General features: G+C 63.0%; 16 protein-coding genes. 2 read left to right on the top strand and 14 right to left on the bottom strand.

Annotated features, from left to right (window positions below):
* Positions 1 to 78: 78 nt before the first annotated feature.
* Positions 79 to 1,122 (bottom strand): LLM class flavin-dependent oxidoreductase, encoded by a 1,044-nt coding sequence (locus tag AD664_RS02960; RefSeq protein ID WP_053144277.1) that lies wholly within the window; start codon positions 1,120 to 1,122, stop codon positions 79 to 81.
* A gap of 180 nt (positions 1,123 to 1,302) precedes the next feature.
* Positions 1,303 to 1,788 carry a flavin reductase family protein gene (locus tag AD664_RS02965; RefSeq protein WP_042728204.1) on the bottom strand — a complete coding sequence of 162 codons (486 nt, stop codon included), beginning with the start codon at positions 1,786 to 1,788 and terminating at the stop codon, positions 1,303 to 1,305.
* A gap of 307 nt (positions 1,789 to 2,095) precedes the next feature.
* Here AD664_RS02965 and AD664_RS02970 point away from each other — a divergent pair, with 307 nt between their 5' ends.
* Positions 2,096 to 3,502: a cytosine permease gene (locus AD664_RS02970; protein WP_053144279.1), complete on the top strand. Its 1,407-nt coding sequence runs from the start codon at positions 2,096 to 2,098 to the stop codon at positions 3,500 to 3,502.
* A gap of 417 nt (positions 3,503 to 3,919) precedes the next feature.
* Here AD664_RS02970 and AD664_RS02975 read toward each other — a convergent pair whose 3' ends face one another.
* The 5 genes from AD664_RS02975 to ribBA form a co-directional block, all read right to left on the bottom strand.
* Positions 3,920 to 5,071, bottom strand: a complete 1,152-nt coding sequence (locus tag AD664_RS02975; protein ID WP_053144281.1) for an ABC transporter ATP-binding protein — start codon at positions 5,069 to 5,071, stop codon at positions 3,920 to 3,922.
* Between the two features lie 17 nt (positions 5,072 to 5,088).
* Positions 5,089 to 5,898: an ABC transporter permease gene (locus AD664_RS02980; RefSeq protein WP_042728207.1), complete on the bottom strand. Its 810-nt coding sequence runs from the start codon at positions 5,896 to 5,898 to the stop codon at positions 5,089 to 5,091.
* Between the two features lie 6 nt (positions 5,899 to 5,904).
* Complete coding sequence (locus AD664_RS02985) at positions 5,905 to 6,837, bottom strand: ABC transporter permease (RefSeq protein ID WP_053144715.1); 933 nt, start codon at positions 6,835 to 6,837, stop codon at positions 5,905 to 5,907.
* On the bottom strand, positions 6,834 to 7,859 hold the full coding sequence (locus tag AD664_RS02990) for an ABC transporter substrate-binding protein (protein WP_042728208.1): 1,026 nt from the start codon (positions 7,857 to 7,859) through the stop codon (positions 6,834 to 6,836). Before AD664_RS02990 ends, AD664_RS02985 begins: the two co-directional genes overlap by 4 nt.
* A gap of 382 nt (positions 7,860 to 8,241) precedes the next feature.
* A complete protein-coding gene (gene ribBA, locus AD664_RS02995; RefSeq protein WP_053144283.1) occupies positions 8,242 to 9,351 on the bottom strand; it encodes a bifunctional 3,4-dihydroxy-2-butanone-4-phosphate synthase/GTP cyclohydrolase II in 1,110 nt (369 codons plus the stop codon).
* Positions 9,352 to 9,434: 83 nt separating this feature from the next.
* On the opposite strand from ribBA, the gene AD664_RS03000 reads away from it, so the two are divergent.
* Positions 9,435 to 9,731, top strand: a complete 297-nt coding sequence (locus AD664_RS03000) for a DUF1330 domain-containing protein (protein WP_042728210.1) — start codon at positions 9,435 to 9,437, stop codon at positions 9,729 to 9,731.
* Between the two features lie 97 nt (positions 9,732 to 9,828).
* On the opposite strand, the gene AD664_RS03005 is transcribed toward AD664_RS03000, so the two are convergent.
* From AD664_RS03005 to AD664_RS03035, 7 genes are all read right to left on the bottom strand, one after another.
* Positions 9,829 to 10,392, bottom strand: a complete 564-nt coding sequence (locus AD664_RS03005) for an NUDIX hydrolase (RefSeq protein ID WP_053144285.1) — start codon at positions 10,390 to 10,392, stop codon at positions 9,829 to 9,831.
* Position 10,393: 1 nt separating this feature from the next.
* Positions 10,394 to 11,146, bottom strand: a complete 753-nt coding sequence (locus tag AD664_RS03010) for a GntR family transcriptional regulator (RefSeq protein ID WP_042728212.1) — start codon at positions 11,144 to 11,146, stop codon at positions 10,394 to 10,396.
* Between the two features lie 58 nt (positions 11,147 to 11,204).
* The gene (locus AD664_RS03015) at positions 11,205 to 11,609 is read right to left on the bottom strand and encodes a carboxymuconolactone decarboxylase family protein (protein ID WP_042728213.1); all 405 of its coding nucleotides are present in this window, start codon (positions 11,607 to 11,609) and stop codon (positions 11,205 to 11,207) included.
* Positions 11,606 to 13,081, bottom strand: coding sequence for an NAD-dependent succinate-semialdehyde dehydrogenase (locus AD664_RS03020; protein ID WP_053144288.1), 1,476 nt, complete (start codon positions 13,079 to 13,081; stop codon positions 11,606 to 11,608). Before AD664_RS03020 ends, AD664_RS03015 begins: the two co-directional genes overlap by 4 nt.
* Before the next feature lie 88 nt (positions 13,082 to 13,169).
* On the bottom strand, positions 13,170 to 13,655 hold the full coding sequence (locus AD664_RS03025; RefSeq protein ID WP_053144290.1) for a flavin reductase family protein: 486 nt from the start codon (positions 13,653 to 13,655) through the stop codon (positions 13,170 to 13,172).
* A 12-nt stretch (positions 13,656 to 13,667) separates the two neighbouring features.
* A complete protein-coding gene (locus AD664_RS03030) occupies positions 13,668 to 15,149 on the bottom strand; it encodes an aldehyde dehydrogenase (RefSeq protein ID WP_053144292.1) in 1,482 nt (493 codons plus the stop codon).
* Positions 15,146 to 15,979: an alpha/beta fold hydrolase gene (locus tag AD664_RS03035; protein ID WP_042728217.1), complete on the bottom strand. Its 834-nt coding sequence runs from the start codon at positions 15,977 to 15,979 to the stop codon at positions 15,146 to 15,148. Before AD664_RS03035 ends, AD664_RS03030 begins: the two co-directional genes overlap by 4 nt.
* Positions 15,980 to 16,003 lie beyond the last annotated feature (24 nt).

A 16,003-nucleotide genomic window follows, 5' to 3' on the forward strand; every position in this document is an offset into this window, starting at 1 on the left:
CTTGCTGGTGTATGCAAAGGCTGAGTCCACCCCAAATTCTGTGTGGGAGCTTGCTCGCCAACGCTGGCGACTCGCGACTCAGCGAAACGCTGGCACTACGTGCTTGATGAACAGCTCCAGGGATTTTTTCTTCTCGGCGTGAGGCAAGCTGTTGTCGCACCAGAAGCTGAACTCATCGACCCCCAGTTCCTGGTAGTACTTGATGCGCGGAATGATTTCTTCCGGCGTGCCGATCATGGCGGTCTTGTGCAGGCTCTCCAGTTCGAACTCCGGGCGACCGGCGAACTTTTCCTCGGGGCTGGGCGCCAGGAAGCCGTTGACCGGGGTTTGCTTGTTGCCGAACCAGGCGTCGAAGGTGCGGTAGAACTTGGCGATCGCCTGGGCGCCGACTTTCCAGCCCTCGGGGTTGTCCGCCGCGTGCACGTGGGTGTGACGCAGCACCATCAGTTGCGGGCGCGGAACGTCGGGGTTGTTGTCCAGGGCCGCCTGGAACTTGTTCTTCAGGTCCAGGACTTCTTCGTCGCCCTTCATCAGCGGCGTGACCATGACGTTGCAGCCATTGGCGACCGCGAAGTTGTGAGAGTCCGGGTCGCGGGCGGCGATCCACATCGGTGGGTGCGGCTTGCGGATCGGCTTGGGCACGCTGGTGGAGGTCGGGAATTTCCAGATCTCGCCGTCATGGGCATAGTCGCCTTGCCACAGGGCGCGGACCACCGGAACCATTTCCCGCAGGGCCTGGCCACCGGCCGAAGCCGGCATGCCGCCGGCCATGCGGTCGAACTCGACCTGGTAGGCGCCCCGCGCCAGGCCGACTTCCATCCGGCCATTGCTGATCACGTCCAGCAATGCGCATTCACCGGCTACCCGCAATGGGTGCCAGAACGGTGCGATGATGGTGCCGGCGCCCAGGTGAATGGTGGTGGTCTTGCCGGCGAGGTAAGCCAGCAGCGGCATCGGGCTGGGCGAGATGGTGTATTCCATGGCGTGGTGTTCGCCGATCCACACGGTACTGAAACCGCCGGCTTCGGCCAGCAGGGTCAGTTCGGTCAGGTCTTCGAACAACTGGCGGTGGCTGACGCTTTCGTCCCAACGTTCCATGTGTATGAACAGCGAGAATTTCATGACGCTTACCTCGGATCTTTTTGTTGGCGGCCTGTCGTTTGCGGGCCTGTTGCCTGGGACGAGCGCGGGGCTCCCGGGTGTTCTCGCAAGGCCGCGCGGGGTAGGGGTCGACGGCGGCCTGGCTGACTGATTATTGGTATACCATAATACGGAATATCTACAAAATATTTCTACCAGCCGTTAAGCCGGAACGGGCAGGGCACCCATTTTGCCGTTGCAGTAAACCAGGGGGCTGGTGCGCTGCTCAGGCACGATCAGGTTTTTCACGGCACCCACCATGATCGCGTGGTCACCCCCTTCGTATTCGCGCCACAGTTCGCACTCGATCACCGCCGTGGCGTTCGCCAGGATTGGGTTGCCCAGGGCGCTCAATGTCCACTCGATACCTTGGGCCTTGTCCTTGCCCTTGCGGGCAAAAGCATAGGCCTCGCTTTGTTGACCGCCGGACAGTACATGGATGGCGAAGCGTTTGTTCTTGATCAGGACCGGGTAGGAGTCGGAGCTGTAGTTCGGGCAGAACAGCACCAGGGCCGGGTCCATGGACAGTGAGCTGAAGGCGCTGGCGGTCAGGCCGACGACCTGGCCATCCTCGTCCAGCGTGGTGATCACCGTCACACCGGAGGGAAACGAACCCAGGACTTGTTTATAGATGGCGGCGTCGATCATTGCGCGGTCCTCGTGTGAAACGGTTTTTTATAGGTTTGTAGGTCTGATGGTATACCGTAATACATTCATTGCAAGGTCTTTTTCGGTGAATCGATGAACGTTGTTCGTAGCGTTCTAAGCCAATGATTACAGGGGTTTCACTTAGGGCGGCCAGGCGGGATGGCGGATCAGTTGGGCGCCGAAAGAGCGGATCAGTCTTGTGAAAGTGTTGGAATACCATAATATGGTGTTCATCTGAGGGGCACCCAGAGTGCCTCCGGTTTGGCTTCATACAACGATAAGAACAGACAAACTCGAGTTCATGCCTATGTCCCAGATGTCCCGGCAAGACCCGTTGATCGAGAACCATACGGTCGACTACGTTCCTCTCGCAGAGCGCCACGGAAAGGCCCGCGACTTGTTCACCCTGTGGTTCAGCACCAACATTGCGCCGCTGCCCATCGTCACCGGCGCCATGGTGATCCAGGTGTTCCATCTCGATCTGTTCTGGGGGTTGCTGGCGATTGCGCTGGGACACCTGCTCGGCGGCTCGGTGATTGCCCTCGCGTCAGCCCAGGGACCGCGCATGGGGATCCCACAGATGGTCCAGAGTCGCGGCCAGTTCGGTCGCTATGGCGCGCTGTTGATCGTGTTCTTCGCGGCGCTGATCTACGTCGGGTTCTTCATTTCCAACATCGTCCTGGCGGGCAAATCCATCGTTGGCATCGCGCCGTCGGTGCCGGTCCCGGCCAGCATCCTGATGGGTGCCCTCGGTGCCACGGCCATCGGTGTGATTGGCTATCGCTTCATCCATACCCTGAACCGCATCGGTACCTGGGTGATGGGCGGTGCGTTGTTCGCCGGTTTTTTCTACATCTTCGTCCACGACCTGCCAGCGGACTTTTTCAGCCGCGGCGGCTTCAACCTATCCGGCTGGCTGGCCACGGTGTCGCTGGGGATCATCTGGCAGATCAGCTTCTCGCCCTATGTCTCGGACTACTCGCGCTACCTGCCGGCGGATATCGGCATCGCCCGGCCGTTCCTGGCCACCTACCTGGGGGCGACGCTGGGCACCATCCTGTCGTTTACCTTCGGCGCGGTGGCCGTGCTGGCAACCCCTGAGGGCACTGAGGCGATGGCGGCGGTCAAGCAGTCCACCGGTTGGCTGGGGCCGATTCTGATGGTGCTGTTCCTGCTCAACATCATCAGCCACAACGCCTTGAATCTGTATGGCGCGGTGTTGTCGATCATCACCTCGATCCAGACCTTCGCCAGCCAGTGGACGCCGAGCGTCAAAGTGCGAGTGGTGTTGTCCGGCGTCGTGCTGGCAGGTTGCTGCGTGGTGGCGCTGGGGGCTTCGGCGGACTTCATTTCGCAGTTCATCGGCTTGATCCTGGCCTTGCTGCTGGTCCTGGTGCCATGGGCGTCGATCAACCTGATCGATTTCTATGTGATCAAGCGCGGCCACTACGACATCGCCTCGATTTTCCGGGCCGACGGCGGGATTTACGGGCGCTTCAACCTGCATGCGATCGTGGCTTACTTCATCGGGATCATCGTGCAGTTGCCGTTTGCCAATACGTCGTTGTATGTCGGACCCTACGCCAACCTGGTGGACGGTGCCGACCTGTCGTGGCTGGTGGGGTTACTGGTGACGTGCCCGCTGTATTACTGCCTGGCGACCCGCGGCCAGGCCCAGCGGCGTGCGGCGGCGCGATTGGGTTACACCGACTGATCCAAGCTCCGTTTGATCGAGTGCCCGGCTTTTTGCCGGGCATTCTTGTTTGGGTGGGTGTCCACACGTTTCAGATGTCCATAAAACCCTGTTTCAGATACACCTTAGAACCCTGTGGGAGCGGGCTTGCCCGCGAAGGGGGCGGTACATTCAACATATTTGCAAGCTGAGCCACCGCTTTCGCGAGCAAGCCCGCTCCCACACTGATGGGTGGATGTCCACAGGTTTCAGGTACACCACGGAACCCTGTGGGAGCGGGCTTGCCCGCGAAGGCACCTGCACATTCAGTATGAATGCAAGTGGGCCCACCGCTTTCGTACCCCATCACCAAACAAAAAAGGCCGCCGCAACCCGACGTTGCGGCGACCTTGAGGGTGACATCTTTGAGACGGCCCACCGAAGTGGGCCAGTAGGGGATCAGTGTGCCCCGGCGGCCTTGTTCAGGTCACTTTCGGCCCATTGGGTGTAGACGCAGGCATCGGCGGTGGCCCAGCGCACGCGCACCGGATCGCCGGCCTTGAGCGGCATGCCCGCGGCGGAAAGCGCCTTGACGGTCATGGCGGTGCCGCCGGACGTCACCACGCTGCAGGTCTGGCTTTCGCCGAGAAACAGCACTTCCACGACCTTGGCCGACACCTCATTCCAGCCTGCCGCAAGCGGTTGTTGCGCGGCCTGTTCGGTACTCAGCGCCAGGGCTTTTTCCGGGCGGACCATCAGCAGCACATCCTGCGCGGTTTGCAGGCCGGCAGTCAGGCGAATGGACAGCGACTGGCCTTCGAAGCTCGCCACGGCGTTGCCCTGGGCCTTGAGCTTGAGGAAGTTCGAGTTGCCGAGGAACGACGCGACGAAAGCATTCGGCGGATTCTGGTAGAGGTCGTAGCCGCTGCCCAGGCCGACGATCTTGCCATGGCTGAAAATGGCGATGCGTTGGGACAGGCGCATGGCTTCTTCCTGGTCGTGCGTCACGTAGACGATGGTGATGCCCAGGCGCCGGTGCAACTGACGCAGTTCATCCTGCAGGTCTTCGCGCAGTTTCTTGTCCAGGGCGCCGAGGGGTTCGTCCATCAACAGGATGCGAGGCTCGTAGACCAGCGCCCGGGCAATCGCCACGCGCTGTTGCTGGCCGCCGGAGAGTTGGGAAGGGCGGCGATGAGCAAATTGTTCCAATTGCACCAGCTTGAGCATCGCGTCGACCCGGCGATCGCGTTCGGCCGGGGCGAGTTTGCGGATCGCCAGCGGGAAGGCGATGTTGTCCCGTACCGACAGGTGCGGGAACAGCGAGTAACGCTGGAACACCATGCCGATGTCGCGCTTGTGCGGCGGCACGTTGACCAGGGATTTGCCGTCCACCAGGATCTCGCCGCTGCTGGGGGTTTCAAACCCGGCCAGCATCGACAGCGTGGTGCTCTTGCCCGAGCCGCTGGAGCCGAGGAAGGTCAGGAACTCGCCATCCTGGATCTCCAGGGAGATATCGTCCACGGCGGCGAAGTCGCCGTAGTGTTTGTTCAGGTTGCGCAGGCTGACCAGGGTCTTGTCGTTCTGTTGTACGGGGTCTTTGACAGCACTCATCGTGTTCTCCTAGGCGCTCAGGCGCTGATTTCATTGCGCCGGCGCAGGGCGGCGGCGATCACCATCACCAATACCGAGAGGCCGATCAGCAGCGTCGAGGCGACGGCGATCACAGGCGTCAGGTCCTGGCGCAGGGTGGTCCACATCTTGACGGGCAAGGTTTGCAGGGTGGGGCTGGCCATCATCACGCTCAGCACCACTTCGTCCCACGACACCAGGAATGCGAACAGCGCACCGGCGACCATGCCCGGGCGAATCGCCGGGAATGTCACCTTGAACACCGCTTGCAGGCGCGAGGCACCACAGATCACCGCCGCGTCCTCGATGGACTGGTCGAACAACTTGAGCGAGTTGATGATCGAAATGATGGTGAACGGCAGCGCGACGATGACGTGGCTGACCACGAACGCGAACATCGTCCCGGTGTAGCCGAGCTTGAGAAACAGCGCATACACCGCCACGGCGATGATCACCAGCGGCACGATCATCGGCAGGGTGAACAGGCCATAGAGCATTTCCCGTCCGGGGAATCGTCCGCGCACCAGGGCAAAAGCCGTCGGCAAGCCCAGCGCCACCGCGCAGACCGTGGTCAGCAGGGCGACCTTGAGGCTGGTCAGCGCGGCGTTCATCCAGTCCGGGTTGGAGAAGAACTGGCCGTACCATTTGAATGTCCAGCCCGGTGGCGGGAACACCAACCACTGGGAGGAGCCGAACGACAGCAACACGATGAACACGATCGGCAACAGCAGGAACAGTCCGATCAGGCCGGTGGTGGCGTACAGACCGAAGCGCATGCGCCGGCTCATGGCATTGGGAGTCAGGAGCATGACGGTTTACCTCGCGTGACTGGCGCCGACCGGGGATTCCGGCTGGAGCTTCAGGTAGAAGTAGAACAGCACCAGGGTGATGACGATCAGCAACGCGGCACCGGCGCTCGCCAGGCCCCAGTTGAGGAACGATTGCACCTGCTGAATGATGAACTCGGGCAGCATCATGTTCTGCGCGCCGCCCAGCAGGGCCGGCGTCACGTAGTACCCCAGGGACATCACGAACACCATCAACCCACCGGAGAACAGCCCCGGCCGGCACAGCGGCAGGAACACCCGGAAGAAGTTGGTCCACGGGCTGGCGCCGCAGATCGAGCCCGCCTGCAGGATCATCGGGTCGATGGCCTGCATGGTCGCTTGCAACGGCAGGACGATGAACGGAATCATGATGTAGCTCATGCCGATCACCACGCCGGTGAGGTTATGCACCATCTCCAGCGGTTGATCGATGATGCCCAGCGCCATCAACGCCTTGTTGATCACCCCGGAGGCCTGCAACAGCACCAACCAGGAGTAGGTGCGGGCCAGCAGGCTGGTCCACATCGACAACAGCACGATGTTGAGCATCCAGCGGCCCCAGCCACGGGGCACCAGGGTGATGGCCCAGGCCAGGGGGAACCCCAGCAGCAGGCTGAACAGCGTCACCAGCCCGGCCACCGAAAAGGTGTTGAACAACACCCGGGCATAGGCCGAGTTGGCGAACAGTTGTTCATAGTTGCCGAGCCCGGGCACCGGCTCCAGCACGCCGCGCAGCAGCAGGCCAATCAGCGGCGCCAGGAAGAACAGACCAAGAAACAGCAGGGCCGGGGCGAGGTTGCCGACCCCGCGCCAGCGCTGGGCCAGCGACGGGGCCTGTGCAGCGGCGGCCCGGGTGGTTGGCACGCCGGCGGCGCCCGCAGCGCCCCCGGAGTGTTGGGTTGCCGTTGCCGACATTTTTATTTGACCAGCCATTCGTTCCACCGTGTCGCGATGTCCTGACCGTTCTTGGCCCAGTACGCGAAATCAAGCGTGATCTGATCCTTGGCGTAGGCGGTCGGCAGGTTGGGAGCGAGCACCGAGTCCAGGCGTGCGACGCTGTCGACGTTGACCGGCGCGTAGGCGGTCAGGTTGGAGAAATCGGCCTGACCTTTGGCGCTGCTGGCGTTGGCCAGGAACTTCATGGCGGCGGCCTTGTTTTTCGACCCCTTCGGAATCACCAGGATGTCGGCCATGACCAGGTTCTGCTTCCAGCTCACGCCAACGGGAGCGCCGTCCTGCTGCAGGGCATAGACGCGGCCATTCCAGAACTGGCCCAGGCTGGCTTCGCCGGACGCGAGCAGTTGCTGGGACTGCGCGCCGCCGCCCCACCAGACGATGTCTTTCTTGATGGTGTCGAGTTTCTTGAAGGCGCGATCCAGGTCCAGAGGGTAGAGCTTGTCTTGTGGTACGCCGTCGGCCAGCAGGGCCAGCTCCAGCACGCCAGGGCTCGGCCATTTGTACAGGGCGCGCTTGCCGGGGTAGGTCTTGGTGTCGAACAGTGCGGACCAGTCCTGCGGCTTGCCGGAACCGAGCTTGCCTTCGTTGTAGCCGAGGACGAAAGAGAAGTAGAACGAACCGACACCGTGATCGGAAACGAAGCGCGGGTCGATCTTGTCCCGTTGGATGACCGAGAAGTCCAGGGGTTCGAGCAAGCCTTCAGACGCTGCACGCAAGGCGAAGTCCGCTTCCACATCGACCACGTCCCATTGCACGTTGCCGCTTTCGACCATGGCCTTGAGCTTGCCGTAGTCTGTGGGGCCGTCCTGGACCACGGTGATGCCGCTGGCCTTGCTGAACGGGTCGGCCCAGGCCTGCTTCTGCGCGTCCTGGGTACTGCCGCCCCAACTGACGAAGTTGACGCTTTCAGCGGCCATCGACGCCTGGCTGGCGACGCTCAGCAGGCTCGCAAAAAGAACGGCGACTGCACTTTTCTTCAACACCATTTTCACGCCCTCATTGTTGTGTTTATTGAGCGGGCTTGTGTGTGCCCGCTTATCGGGAGCTTAGGTCCATCGGGTCTTGCGGCTGACCGTGCCAAGGGCGGGTTGAATGCGCGTTCCCTGCCGGGTGCGCTTGGCTGGAGCGTTCGGTCTATGGAATATCATATTATGGTATTCCAAACTTTCTGCAAGCACTTTGCCTTACCGGTTATCTGCCTGAGGGCAGATTTTTTCTATCTTCCTGTGAATGAATACTCAGCCCCGGCAATGATCCTCGTGTGGGAGCGGGCTTGCTCGCGAAGGCGGTAGACCTGCAAATGGCTGTCCCTCGAAGGCCGCCTTCGCGAGCAAACCCGCTCCCACAGTGATCCGCGTTAGCTTCGGCTCATCCGGTAAACGGAATGCTCTCCACCACTTCCAGGTCATACCCCGTCAACCCCGCGTACTTGAGTGGTGGTCCCAGGTGTCGCAACTTGCCGACGCCCAGGTCCTGGAGAATCTGCGCGCCGGTGCCTACTTCAGAATAGATGCGCGATTGGGATCGGCTGAACTGCCTGGGAGGCTGGGTGAGCTGCGGGACGCGTTCGAGCAGCGCCTGGGACGATTCGTGATTGGCCAGCACGACCACCACGCCACTACCTTCCTCGGCGACCCGTTGCAGGGCGGCCCACAGCGTCCAGTTGGACGGACCGTTGTATTCGGCGCCCACCAGGTCCCGCAGTGGGTCGATCACGTGCACCCGCACCAGGGTCGGTTCGTCGCGACGAATGTCGCCCATGACCATCGCCATGTGCACGCCGCCCTCGATGCGATCTTCAAAGGTGAACAGGCGGAAGGTGCCGTGCACTGTCGGCAGCTCACGCTCACCGATGCGCACCACGGTGTGCTCGGTGCTCAGGCGGTAGTGGATCAGGTCGGCGATGGTGCCGATCTTGATGCCGTGTTTGCGGGCGAAGATTTCCAGGTCCGGACGGCGGGCCATGGTGCCGTCATCATTCATCACTTCGACGATCACCGAAGCGGGCGTGAAACCCGCCAGGCGCGCCAGGTCGCAACCGGCTTCGGTGTGCCCGGCGCGTGTCAGCACGCCACCTTCCTTGGCGCGCAACGGAAAGATATGCCCCGGTTGCACGATATCGGCAGGGCCGGCATCAGCCGCCACGGCGGCCGCGACGGTGCGAGCCCGGTCGGCGGCGGAAATACCGGTGGTCACGCCCGTGGCGGCTTCGATGGACACCGTGAACGCGGTGCTGAACACACTGCCGTTGCTCGGCACCATCTGTTCGAGGCCCAGGCGCTGGCAATGCTCGTCGGTCAGGGTCAGGCAGATCAGCCCACGGGCTTCCCGGGCCATGAAGCTGATGGCCTGGGCGTTGCAGCGATCGGCGGCGAGCAGCAAGTCGCCTTCGTTCTCGCGGTCTTCGTCATCCACCAGCAACACCATCTTGCCCAGGCGGTAGTCTTCGATGATTTCCTGAATGCTGTTAAAGGCCATGTCGGGCTCTCTTGTGCTTTATGGAGTGCTTGATGGAAACAACTTGTGGTATACCATAATACAAAATAAACCGAGAGGTCACTATGAAGGCGTACTGGATTGCTCATGTGGATGTCACCGACCCCGATCAATACAGCCAATACACCCAGCGGGCGCCCGCGGCGTTCGCCTTGTATGGCGCGCGCATGCTGGCCCGGGGCGGGCGCAGCGAAGCGATGGAAGGCAGGGCGACGCCGCAGCGCAGCGTGGTGATCGAGTTCGACTCGTACGAACAGGCGGTGGCGTGCTATCACTCGCCGCAGTACCAGGAGGCCAAGCGCCACCGCAAGGACGTGGCCCAGGCCGAAGTGATCATTGTCGAGGGCGTGGCGCCTGTGTAGGCGTGGATGCCAGGTCATTCACTGTGGGAGCGAGCAAGCTCGCTCCCACAGAGGATTTCACAAGGTGGATTTCACAGGCTGGGCTCCACAAGGGTGATCAACGAATGAAATGGATCTTGCCGCTGTCGTCGTTGCCGATGTAGATGCCATAGACCCCGGCCTGGCGTTCTTCAATGTAGCGCTCGAGGATCTGCCGGATGGCCGGGTAATAGATGCTGTCCCAAGGGATGTCCTGCGGGGCGAAGAACTGGCAGGCGAGGGTTTCGGGGCCGAACTGGCCGGTGATCTCCAACGCGACGGCGCGAAAGATGATGTAGACCTCGCTGATCTTCGGCACGCTGAAGATCGAGTAGGGCGAGACGATGTCGGCGCGCACGCCGGTTTCTTCCCAGACTTCGCGCAGCGCCGCCTGCTCGGTGGTCTCGTTGCCTTCCATGAACCCGGCCGGCAGGGTCCAGGTGCCGGGACGTGGTGGAATGGCGCGCTGGCACAACAGGTACTTGCCGTCCTGCTCGATGATGCAGCCGGCGATGATCTTCGGATTGACGTAGTGGATGTAGCCACAGCCGTCGCACATCAGCCGTTCATGGGTATCGCCCGCTGGCACGCGGTGATTCAGGTCACTGCCGCCACACTTTGGACAAAAGCTCGGGCTGAACATGTCAGTGGCCTATGCGAGGTTCTTTCAGGGCGATGGGCGCGGTGATCTCGGGGATGTCGCCGGTTTCTTCCTGCTTGCGCTTGAGGTATTCCAGCGCCACCTTGGCTGCCGCGCGCACGTGGTCCACCGAGGCCTGGTGGGCGGCCAGCGGATCGCCGCTCTTGATCGCCTCGACCATGCGTTCCATTTCCTGGTTGCTCGCGCCGCGGCGGTTTTGCTGGGACACGGACGTCGCCCGCAGGTAGCTGATGCGTGCCTGCAGCTGTCGTAGCTGGGTGGCCGCCACATGGTTGCCGGAGCCTTCGAGCAGCACGTCGTAGAAACCCTGCACCGAATCGATCACCTGTTGCAGCTCGCCCTCCTTGAGGGCCTGGCGGTTTTCCTCGAGGGCGCGCTCAAGGGCCTTGATGTCCTTGGCCTTGGCCCGCAGGGTGAACAACTGGACGATCAGGCCTTCCAGCACGCAGCGCAGCTCATAGATGTCGACGGCGTCGGCCAGGGTGATGATCGCGACCCGCGGGCCCTTGGCGTCGGCGAATTCCACCAGGCCTTCGGATTCGAGGTGGCGCAGGGCTTCGCGCACCGACGTGCGGCTCACGCCCAGGCGATCGCACAGGTCGCGCTCGACCAGGCGATCTCCCGGCAAAAGCTGGAAGTTCATGATGGCGCTTCGCAATTTATCCAGCACGATTTCGCGCAGGGTAACGGGGTTGCGATTGACCTTGAAGCTGTCGTCGAGTGGCAGGCGTTTCATGGGGTCCGCTCTGTAGTAAGGCTGTCCATGCCCAACGGGCAACATCTGCACGGTCAGGTCAAACAGCCGAAGGTTGACTGGAGGCCTCGGCGTCGGCTTCGGCAAAGGCTTCACGGGCAAGTCGGAAACTGTCTACTGCCGCGGGAACGCCGCAATAGATACCGACCTGAAGCAAAATTTCGCGTATTTGCTCACGACTCAGGCCGTTACGCAAGGCGCCACGCACATGCAGCTTGAGTTCGTGCGGGCGATTGAGCGCCGAGATCATCGCCAGGTTGATCATGCTGCGTTCCTTGAGGGACAAGCCCTCGCGCCCCCATACATGGCCCCAGCAGTATTCGGTGACCATTTCCTGCAATGGTCGGGTGAAGTCGTCGGCGTTCTCGATGGAGCGCTTGACGTAGGCCTCGCCAAGCACTTGGGTGCGGATCCTGAGGCCCTGTTCGTACTTGTCGTTGCTCATCGCGCCATGCTCCCACTGTCTTGGAGTCCACCCATGAGGGTGTATTTGAGTTCCAGGTAATCGTCGATGCCATATCGGGAGCCTTCGCGGCCCAGGCCCGAGGTCTTGATCCCGCCGAATGGGGCGACCTCGGTGGAGATCAGGCCCTCATTGATGCCCACCATGCCGTACTCCAGCGCCTCGCTCATGCGCCAGGCGCGGCCCAGGTCGCGGGTGTAGCAATAGGCGGCGAGGCCGGAGTCGGTGTCGTTGGCCATCTGCACGGCTTGCGCTTCGGTGGCGAAGCGAAAAACCGCCGCCAGGGGCCCGAAGGTTTCGTCCCGGGCGACTTTCATTTGCGGGGTCACGCCGGCCAGAACCGTCGGCTGGAAGAACCCATGGCCCAGGGCATGCCGTTCGCCACCGCAAAGCAACCGGGCGCCATGGGCGAGGGCGTCCTGCACGTGCTCCTCGACCTTGGCGACGGCCCGTTCGTTGATCAACGGGCCCTGGGTCACGCCTGCCTCGAAGCCGCTGCCGACGGTCAGTTGGGCCACCCGCTCGGACAAGCGTGCGACGAAGGCATCGTGGATGCCGTCCTGGACCAGGAAGCGATTGACACAAACGCAGGTCTGCCCGGCATTGCGGAACTTGGCGACCAGCGCACCGTCCACGGCCCGTTCCAGGTCGGCGTCGTCAAACACGATGAAGGGGGCGTTACCGCCCAGCTCCAGCGAGACCTTTTTCAGGGTCGGTGCGCACTGGGCCATGAGCAACTTGCCGATGGCCGTGGAGCCGGTGAACGAGAGCTTGCGCACCTGCGGGCTGCTGGTCAGCTCGCCGCCGATGGCCACGGCGTCGCCGGTGATCACGTTGAAAATACCGGCCGGGATCCCGGCCTGTTCCGCCAGGACCGCCATCGCCAGGGCCGAGAACGGCGTCTCCGGCGCGGGCTTGACGATGCACGGGCAGCCCGCGGCGAGGGCCGGGCCGGCCTTGCGGGTGATCATCGCGGCAGGGAAGTTCCAGGGCGTGATGGCGGCCACCACACCGATGGGCTCCTTGCTCACCACAATGCGCGCATCGTCCTTGTGGCTGGGGATGGTGTCGCCGTAGATGCGCTTGGCTTCTTCGGCAAACCATTCGATGAAGCTGGCGGCGTAGAGAATCTCGCCCTTGGCTTCGGCCAACGGCTTGCCTTGTTCGAGGGTGAGGATTTCTGCCAGCGCGTCGGCGTGTTCAAGCATCAGCCCGTGCCAGCGCTTGAGGGCCTGGCTGCGGGCCTTGGCGGTCAGCCCGCGCCAGGCTGGCCAGGCCTTGTTGGCCGCGGCGATGGCCTGGCGAGCATGGGCAGCGCCCAGGTTCGGCACCCGGCCGATCAACTCGCCATTGGCCGGGTTGAAAATGTCCTGGCAAGCGCCATCGGGCGCCTCGAGCCATTGGCCGTCGATATAGGCCTGCTGGCGGAACAGTTGCAAGGCTGCTGGGCTCATGCCGGCTCCCTGAAGCAATAAAAGAAAGACCTGTGGCGAGGGAGCAAGCTCCCTCGCCACGGATGTTGCCTGGCTTGTGATTCTCGAATCAGCCCAGCGCGGGCAGGGCGCCGAGCTTGCCCTTGTGGTAGATCATCGGCGTGACCGCCTGCTCGGGCAGGATCAGGTGCTTCACGGCGCCGACGATGATCGCGTGGTCACCGCCATCGTATTCGCGCCACAGTTCGCACTCGATGATCGCCGTGGCCTTGGCCAGGATCGGGTTCCCGAGGTCGCTCAGGTGCCAATCGATGCCGTTGGCCTTGTCCTTGCCCTTGCCGGCGAACGCGTAGGCTTCGGCGGTCTGGTCGGCGGACAGCAGGTGGATGGCGAACTGCTTGCTGTCGCGCAGGATCGGGTAGGTGTCGGAGGCATAGTTGGGGCAGAACAGCACCAGCGCCGGGTCGATCGACAGGGCGCTGAACGCACTGGCGGTGATGCCGACGATGTTCCCGCCCGGGTCCAGGGTCGTGACCACGGTGACGCCGGATGGGAAGGAGCCCATGACTTCTTTGTAAATGCCGGGTTCGATCATTTCTCAGGACTCCTAGCGCATCACGAACGGGTCAGGCATGGGAGCCTGGGAAAGGTTGATCCACACCGTTTTCAGTTCGGTGTAGGCCAGCACCGAGTCGATGCCGCTTTCGCGTCCATAGCCGCTGTTCTTGAAGCCGCCGATCGGCGCCATGGCCGAGACCGCGCGGTAGGTGTTGACCCAGATGATCCCGGAGCGCACGTCACGGGCCAGGCGATGGGCACGGCCCAGGTCGCGGGTCCAGATGCCGGCGGCGAGGCCGAACTGCGAGTCGTTGGCAATCGCCAGGGCCTCGGCTTCGTCCTTGAACCGAATGACCGAGGCCACCGGGCCGAAGACTTCTTCCTGCATGATCTTCATCGAGTTGCGGTCGCATTCGAACAGGGTTGGCTCATAGAACCAGCCTTCACCCAGCTGCTGCGCACGCTTGCCACCGAAGCGCAGGCGCGCGCCTTCGGCGATGGCATCGGCCACCAGGCCTTCGACCACGGCCAGTTGCTGCGCGGTGGCCATCGGGCCCATTTCACTGTCGTCGTCCTGCGGATTGCCGAGGCGGATGCGCTTGGCGCGTTCCTCCAGCCGCGAGACGAACTCGTCGTAGATCTCGTCCTGCACCAGCAGCCGCGAGCCGGACACGCAGCTTTGCCCCGAGGCCGCGTAGATACCCGCGATTGCCCCGTTGATGGCGCTGTCGAGGTCGGCGTCGGCGAAGATGATATTCGGCGACTTGCCCCCCAGTTCCAGGGACAGCTTGGCGAAGTTCTCGGCGCTGCTGCGCACCACGTGACGGGCCGTGGCCGCGCCACCGGTGAAGGCGATCTTGCGCACCAGCGGGTGGCGGGTCAGGGCCGCGCCGGTGCTCGGGCCGTAGCCGGTCACGACGTTGACCACGCCAGGCGGGATCCCGGCTTCCAGCGCCAGGCGGGCCAGTTCCAGGATCGTCGCCGAGGCGTGTTCGGAAGGCTTGATCACGATGGTGTTGCCGGCGGCCAGCGCCGGGGCCAGCTTGATCGCGGTCAGGTACAGCGGGCTGTTCCAGGGGATGATCGCTGCGACCACGCCCATGGCTTCGTGCACGGTGTAGGCAAACAGGTCCGGTTTGTCGAGGGGCAGGGTGCCGCCTTCGAGCTTGTCGGCCAGGCCCGCGGTGTAGTGGAAGAACTCCGGCAGGTAACCGACCTGGCCACGGGTTTCGCGGATCAACTTACCGTTGTCGCGGCTTTCCAGCTGGGCCAGTTGTTCTTTGTTCTCGGCGATCAGGTCGCCCAGGCGCCGCAGCAACTTGCCGCGAGCGGTAGCGGTCAGGCCGCGCCATGCCGGGCTTTCGAAGGCGGTCTGCGCCGCCTGCACGGCACGCTCGACATCGGCTTCGCCAGCGTCGGGCAGTTCGGCCCAGGCTTGCGCGAGCGCCGGGTTCAGGCTTTCGAAGGTCTTGCCGGACAGGGCATCGACCCATTCACCGCCGATGCACATCGAAAAGCGTGCGAGAGTCATGCAACGATCCCCTTGATTGGATTGGGTCGGGCGTACGCCTTGTCGAGAAATTGCAGCAGCAACTGATTGACCAGGCGCGGCGATTCTACCGGCATCATATGCCGTTGCTCGGGGAGCACGGCAACGTCGGCACCGGGAATGCGCGCGGCCAGTTGCTCGGCCATTTCCGGGGTCGAGCCCGGGTCCAGTTCGCCAGTGGCAATCAACGTCGGCACCTGGATGCTGCCCAGGTCGTCGGCGCGGTACATGTCCTGGGTGGCGAACAATTCGTAGGTGGTCAGGTAGCCTTGCGGGTCGTTCTGCGCCAGGGTCTGGCGCAGCGCGGCGATCTGCGCCGGGTTGGCTGCCTGGTATTCGCGACTGAACCAGCGCGACAAGGCGGCCTCGGCGTTGGCGTCCGGGCCGTGCTCCGCGGCCTGGGCGGTGCGGGCGATGACCCCGGCGCGCTGCTCGGCACTGCGGTTGAACACGCTGTTGAGCACCACCAGGCCTTGCAGGCGTTGCGGGTAATGCAAGGCAAACGCACGGGCCACCAGGCCACCCATGGAAAAGCCGATGACCGTGGCCTGGGGCAGTTGCAGGTGATCGAGCAGCTCCAGCAACTGATCGGCGTAGCCTAGCAACGACGTGCCGTTCTGCGGACGCGGGCTGGCGCCATGACCGAGCATGTCGTAGGCGATGACGCGGTACTTCGTGGCCAGGCCGACGACTTGGCCGCCCCACATTTCTTTGTTCAGGCCCACGCCGTGGATCAGTACCACGGGCTGGCCTTGGCCGGTCGCCAGGTAACTGGTGCCGGCCGGGGTGAGTTCAGCGGTGAGCCGAATCATGGAGCGCTCCTGCATGCCTTTTTA

Source organism: Pseudomonas sp. P97.38 (genome assembly GCF_001269745.1).
GTDB lineage: Bacteria > Pseudomonadota > Gammaproteobacteria > Pseudomonadales > Pseudomonadaceae > Aquipseudomonas > Aquipseudomonas chlororaphis_E.

Coding starts and splice junctions, on each gene's coding strand:
- AD664_RS02960 (WP_053144277.1), bottom strand. CDS start 1,122: ATGAAATTCTCGCTGTTCATACACATGGAACGTTGGGACGAAAGCGTC.
- AD664_RS02965 (WP_042728204.1), bottom strand. CDS start 1,788: ATGATCGACGCCGCCATCTATAAACAAGTCCTGGGTTCGTTTCCCTCC.
- AD664_RS02970 (WP_053144279.1), top strand. CDS start 2,096: ATGTCCCAGATGTCCCGGCAAGACCCGTTGATCGAGAACCATACGGTC.
- AD664_RS02975 (WP_053144281.1), bottom strand. CDS start 5,071: ATGAGTGCTGTCAAAGACCCCGTACAACAGAACGACAAGACCCTGGTC.
- AD664_RS02980 (WP_042728207.1), bottom strand. CDS start 5,898: ATGCTCCTGACTCCCAATGCCATGAGCCGGCGCATGCGCTTCGGTCTG.
- AD664_RS02990 (WP_042728208.1), bottom strand. CDS start 7,859: ATGGTGTTGAAGAAAAGTGCAGTCGCCGTTCTTTTTGCGAGCCTGCTG.
- ribBA (WP_053144283.1), bottom strand. CDS start 9,351: ATGGCCTTTAACAGCATTCAGGAAATCATCGAAGACTACCGCCTGGGC.
- AD664_RS03000 (WP_042728210.1), top strand. CDS start 9,435: ATGAAGGCGTACTGGATTGCTCATGTGGATGTCACCGACCCCGATCAA.
- AD664_RS03005 (WP_053144285.1), bottom strand. CDS start 10,392: ATGTTCAGCCCGAGCTTTTGTCCAAAGTGTGGCGGCAGTGACCTGAAT.
- AD664_RS03010 (WP_042728212.1), bottom strand. CDS start 11,146: ATGAAACGCCTGCCACTCGACGACAGCTTCAAGGTCAATCGCAACCCC.
- AD664_RS03015 (WP_042728213.1), bottom strand. CDS start 11,609: ATGAGCAACGACAAGTACGAACAGGGCCTCAGGATCCGCACCCAAGTG.
- AD664_RS03020 (WP_053144288.1), bottom strand. CDS start 13,081: ATGAGCCCAGCAGCCTTGCAACTGTTCCGCCAGCAGGCCTATATCGAC.
- AD664_RS03025 (WP_053144290.1), bottom strand. CDS start 13,655: ATGATCGAACCCGGCATTTACAAAGAAGTCATGGGCTCCTTCCCATCC.
- AD664_RS03030 (WP_053144292.1), bottom strand. CDS start 15,149: ATGACTCTCGCACGCTTTTCGATGTGCATCGGCGGTGAATGGGTCGAT.
- AD664_RS03035 (WP_042728217.1), bottom strand. CDS start 15,979: ATGATTCGGCTCACCGCTGAACTCACCCCGGCCGGCACCAGTTACCTG.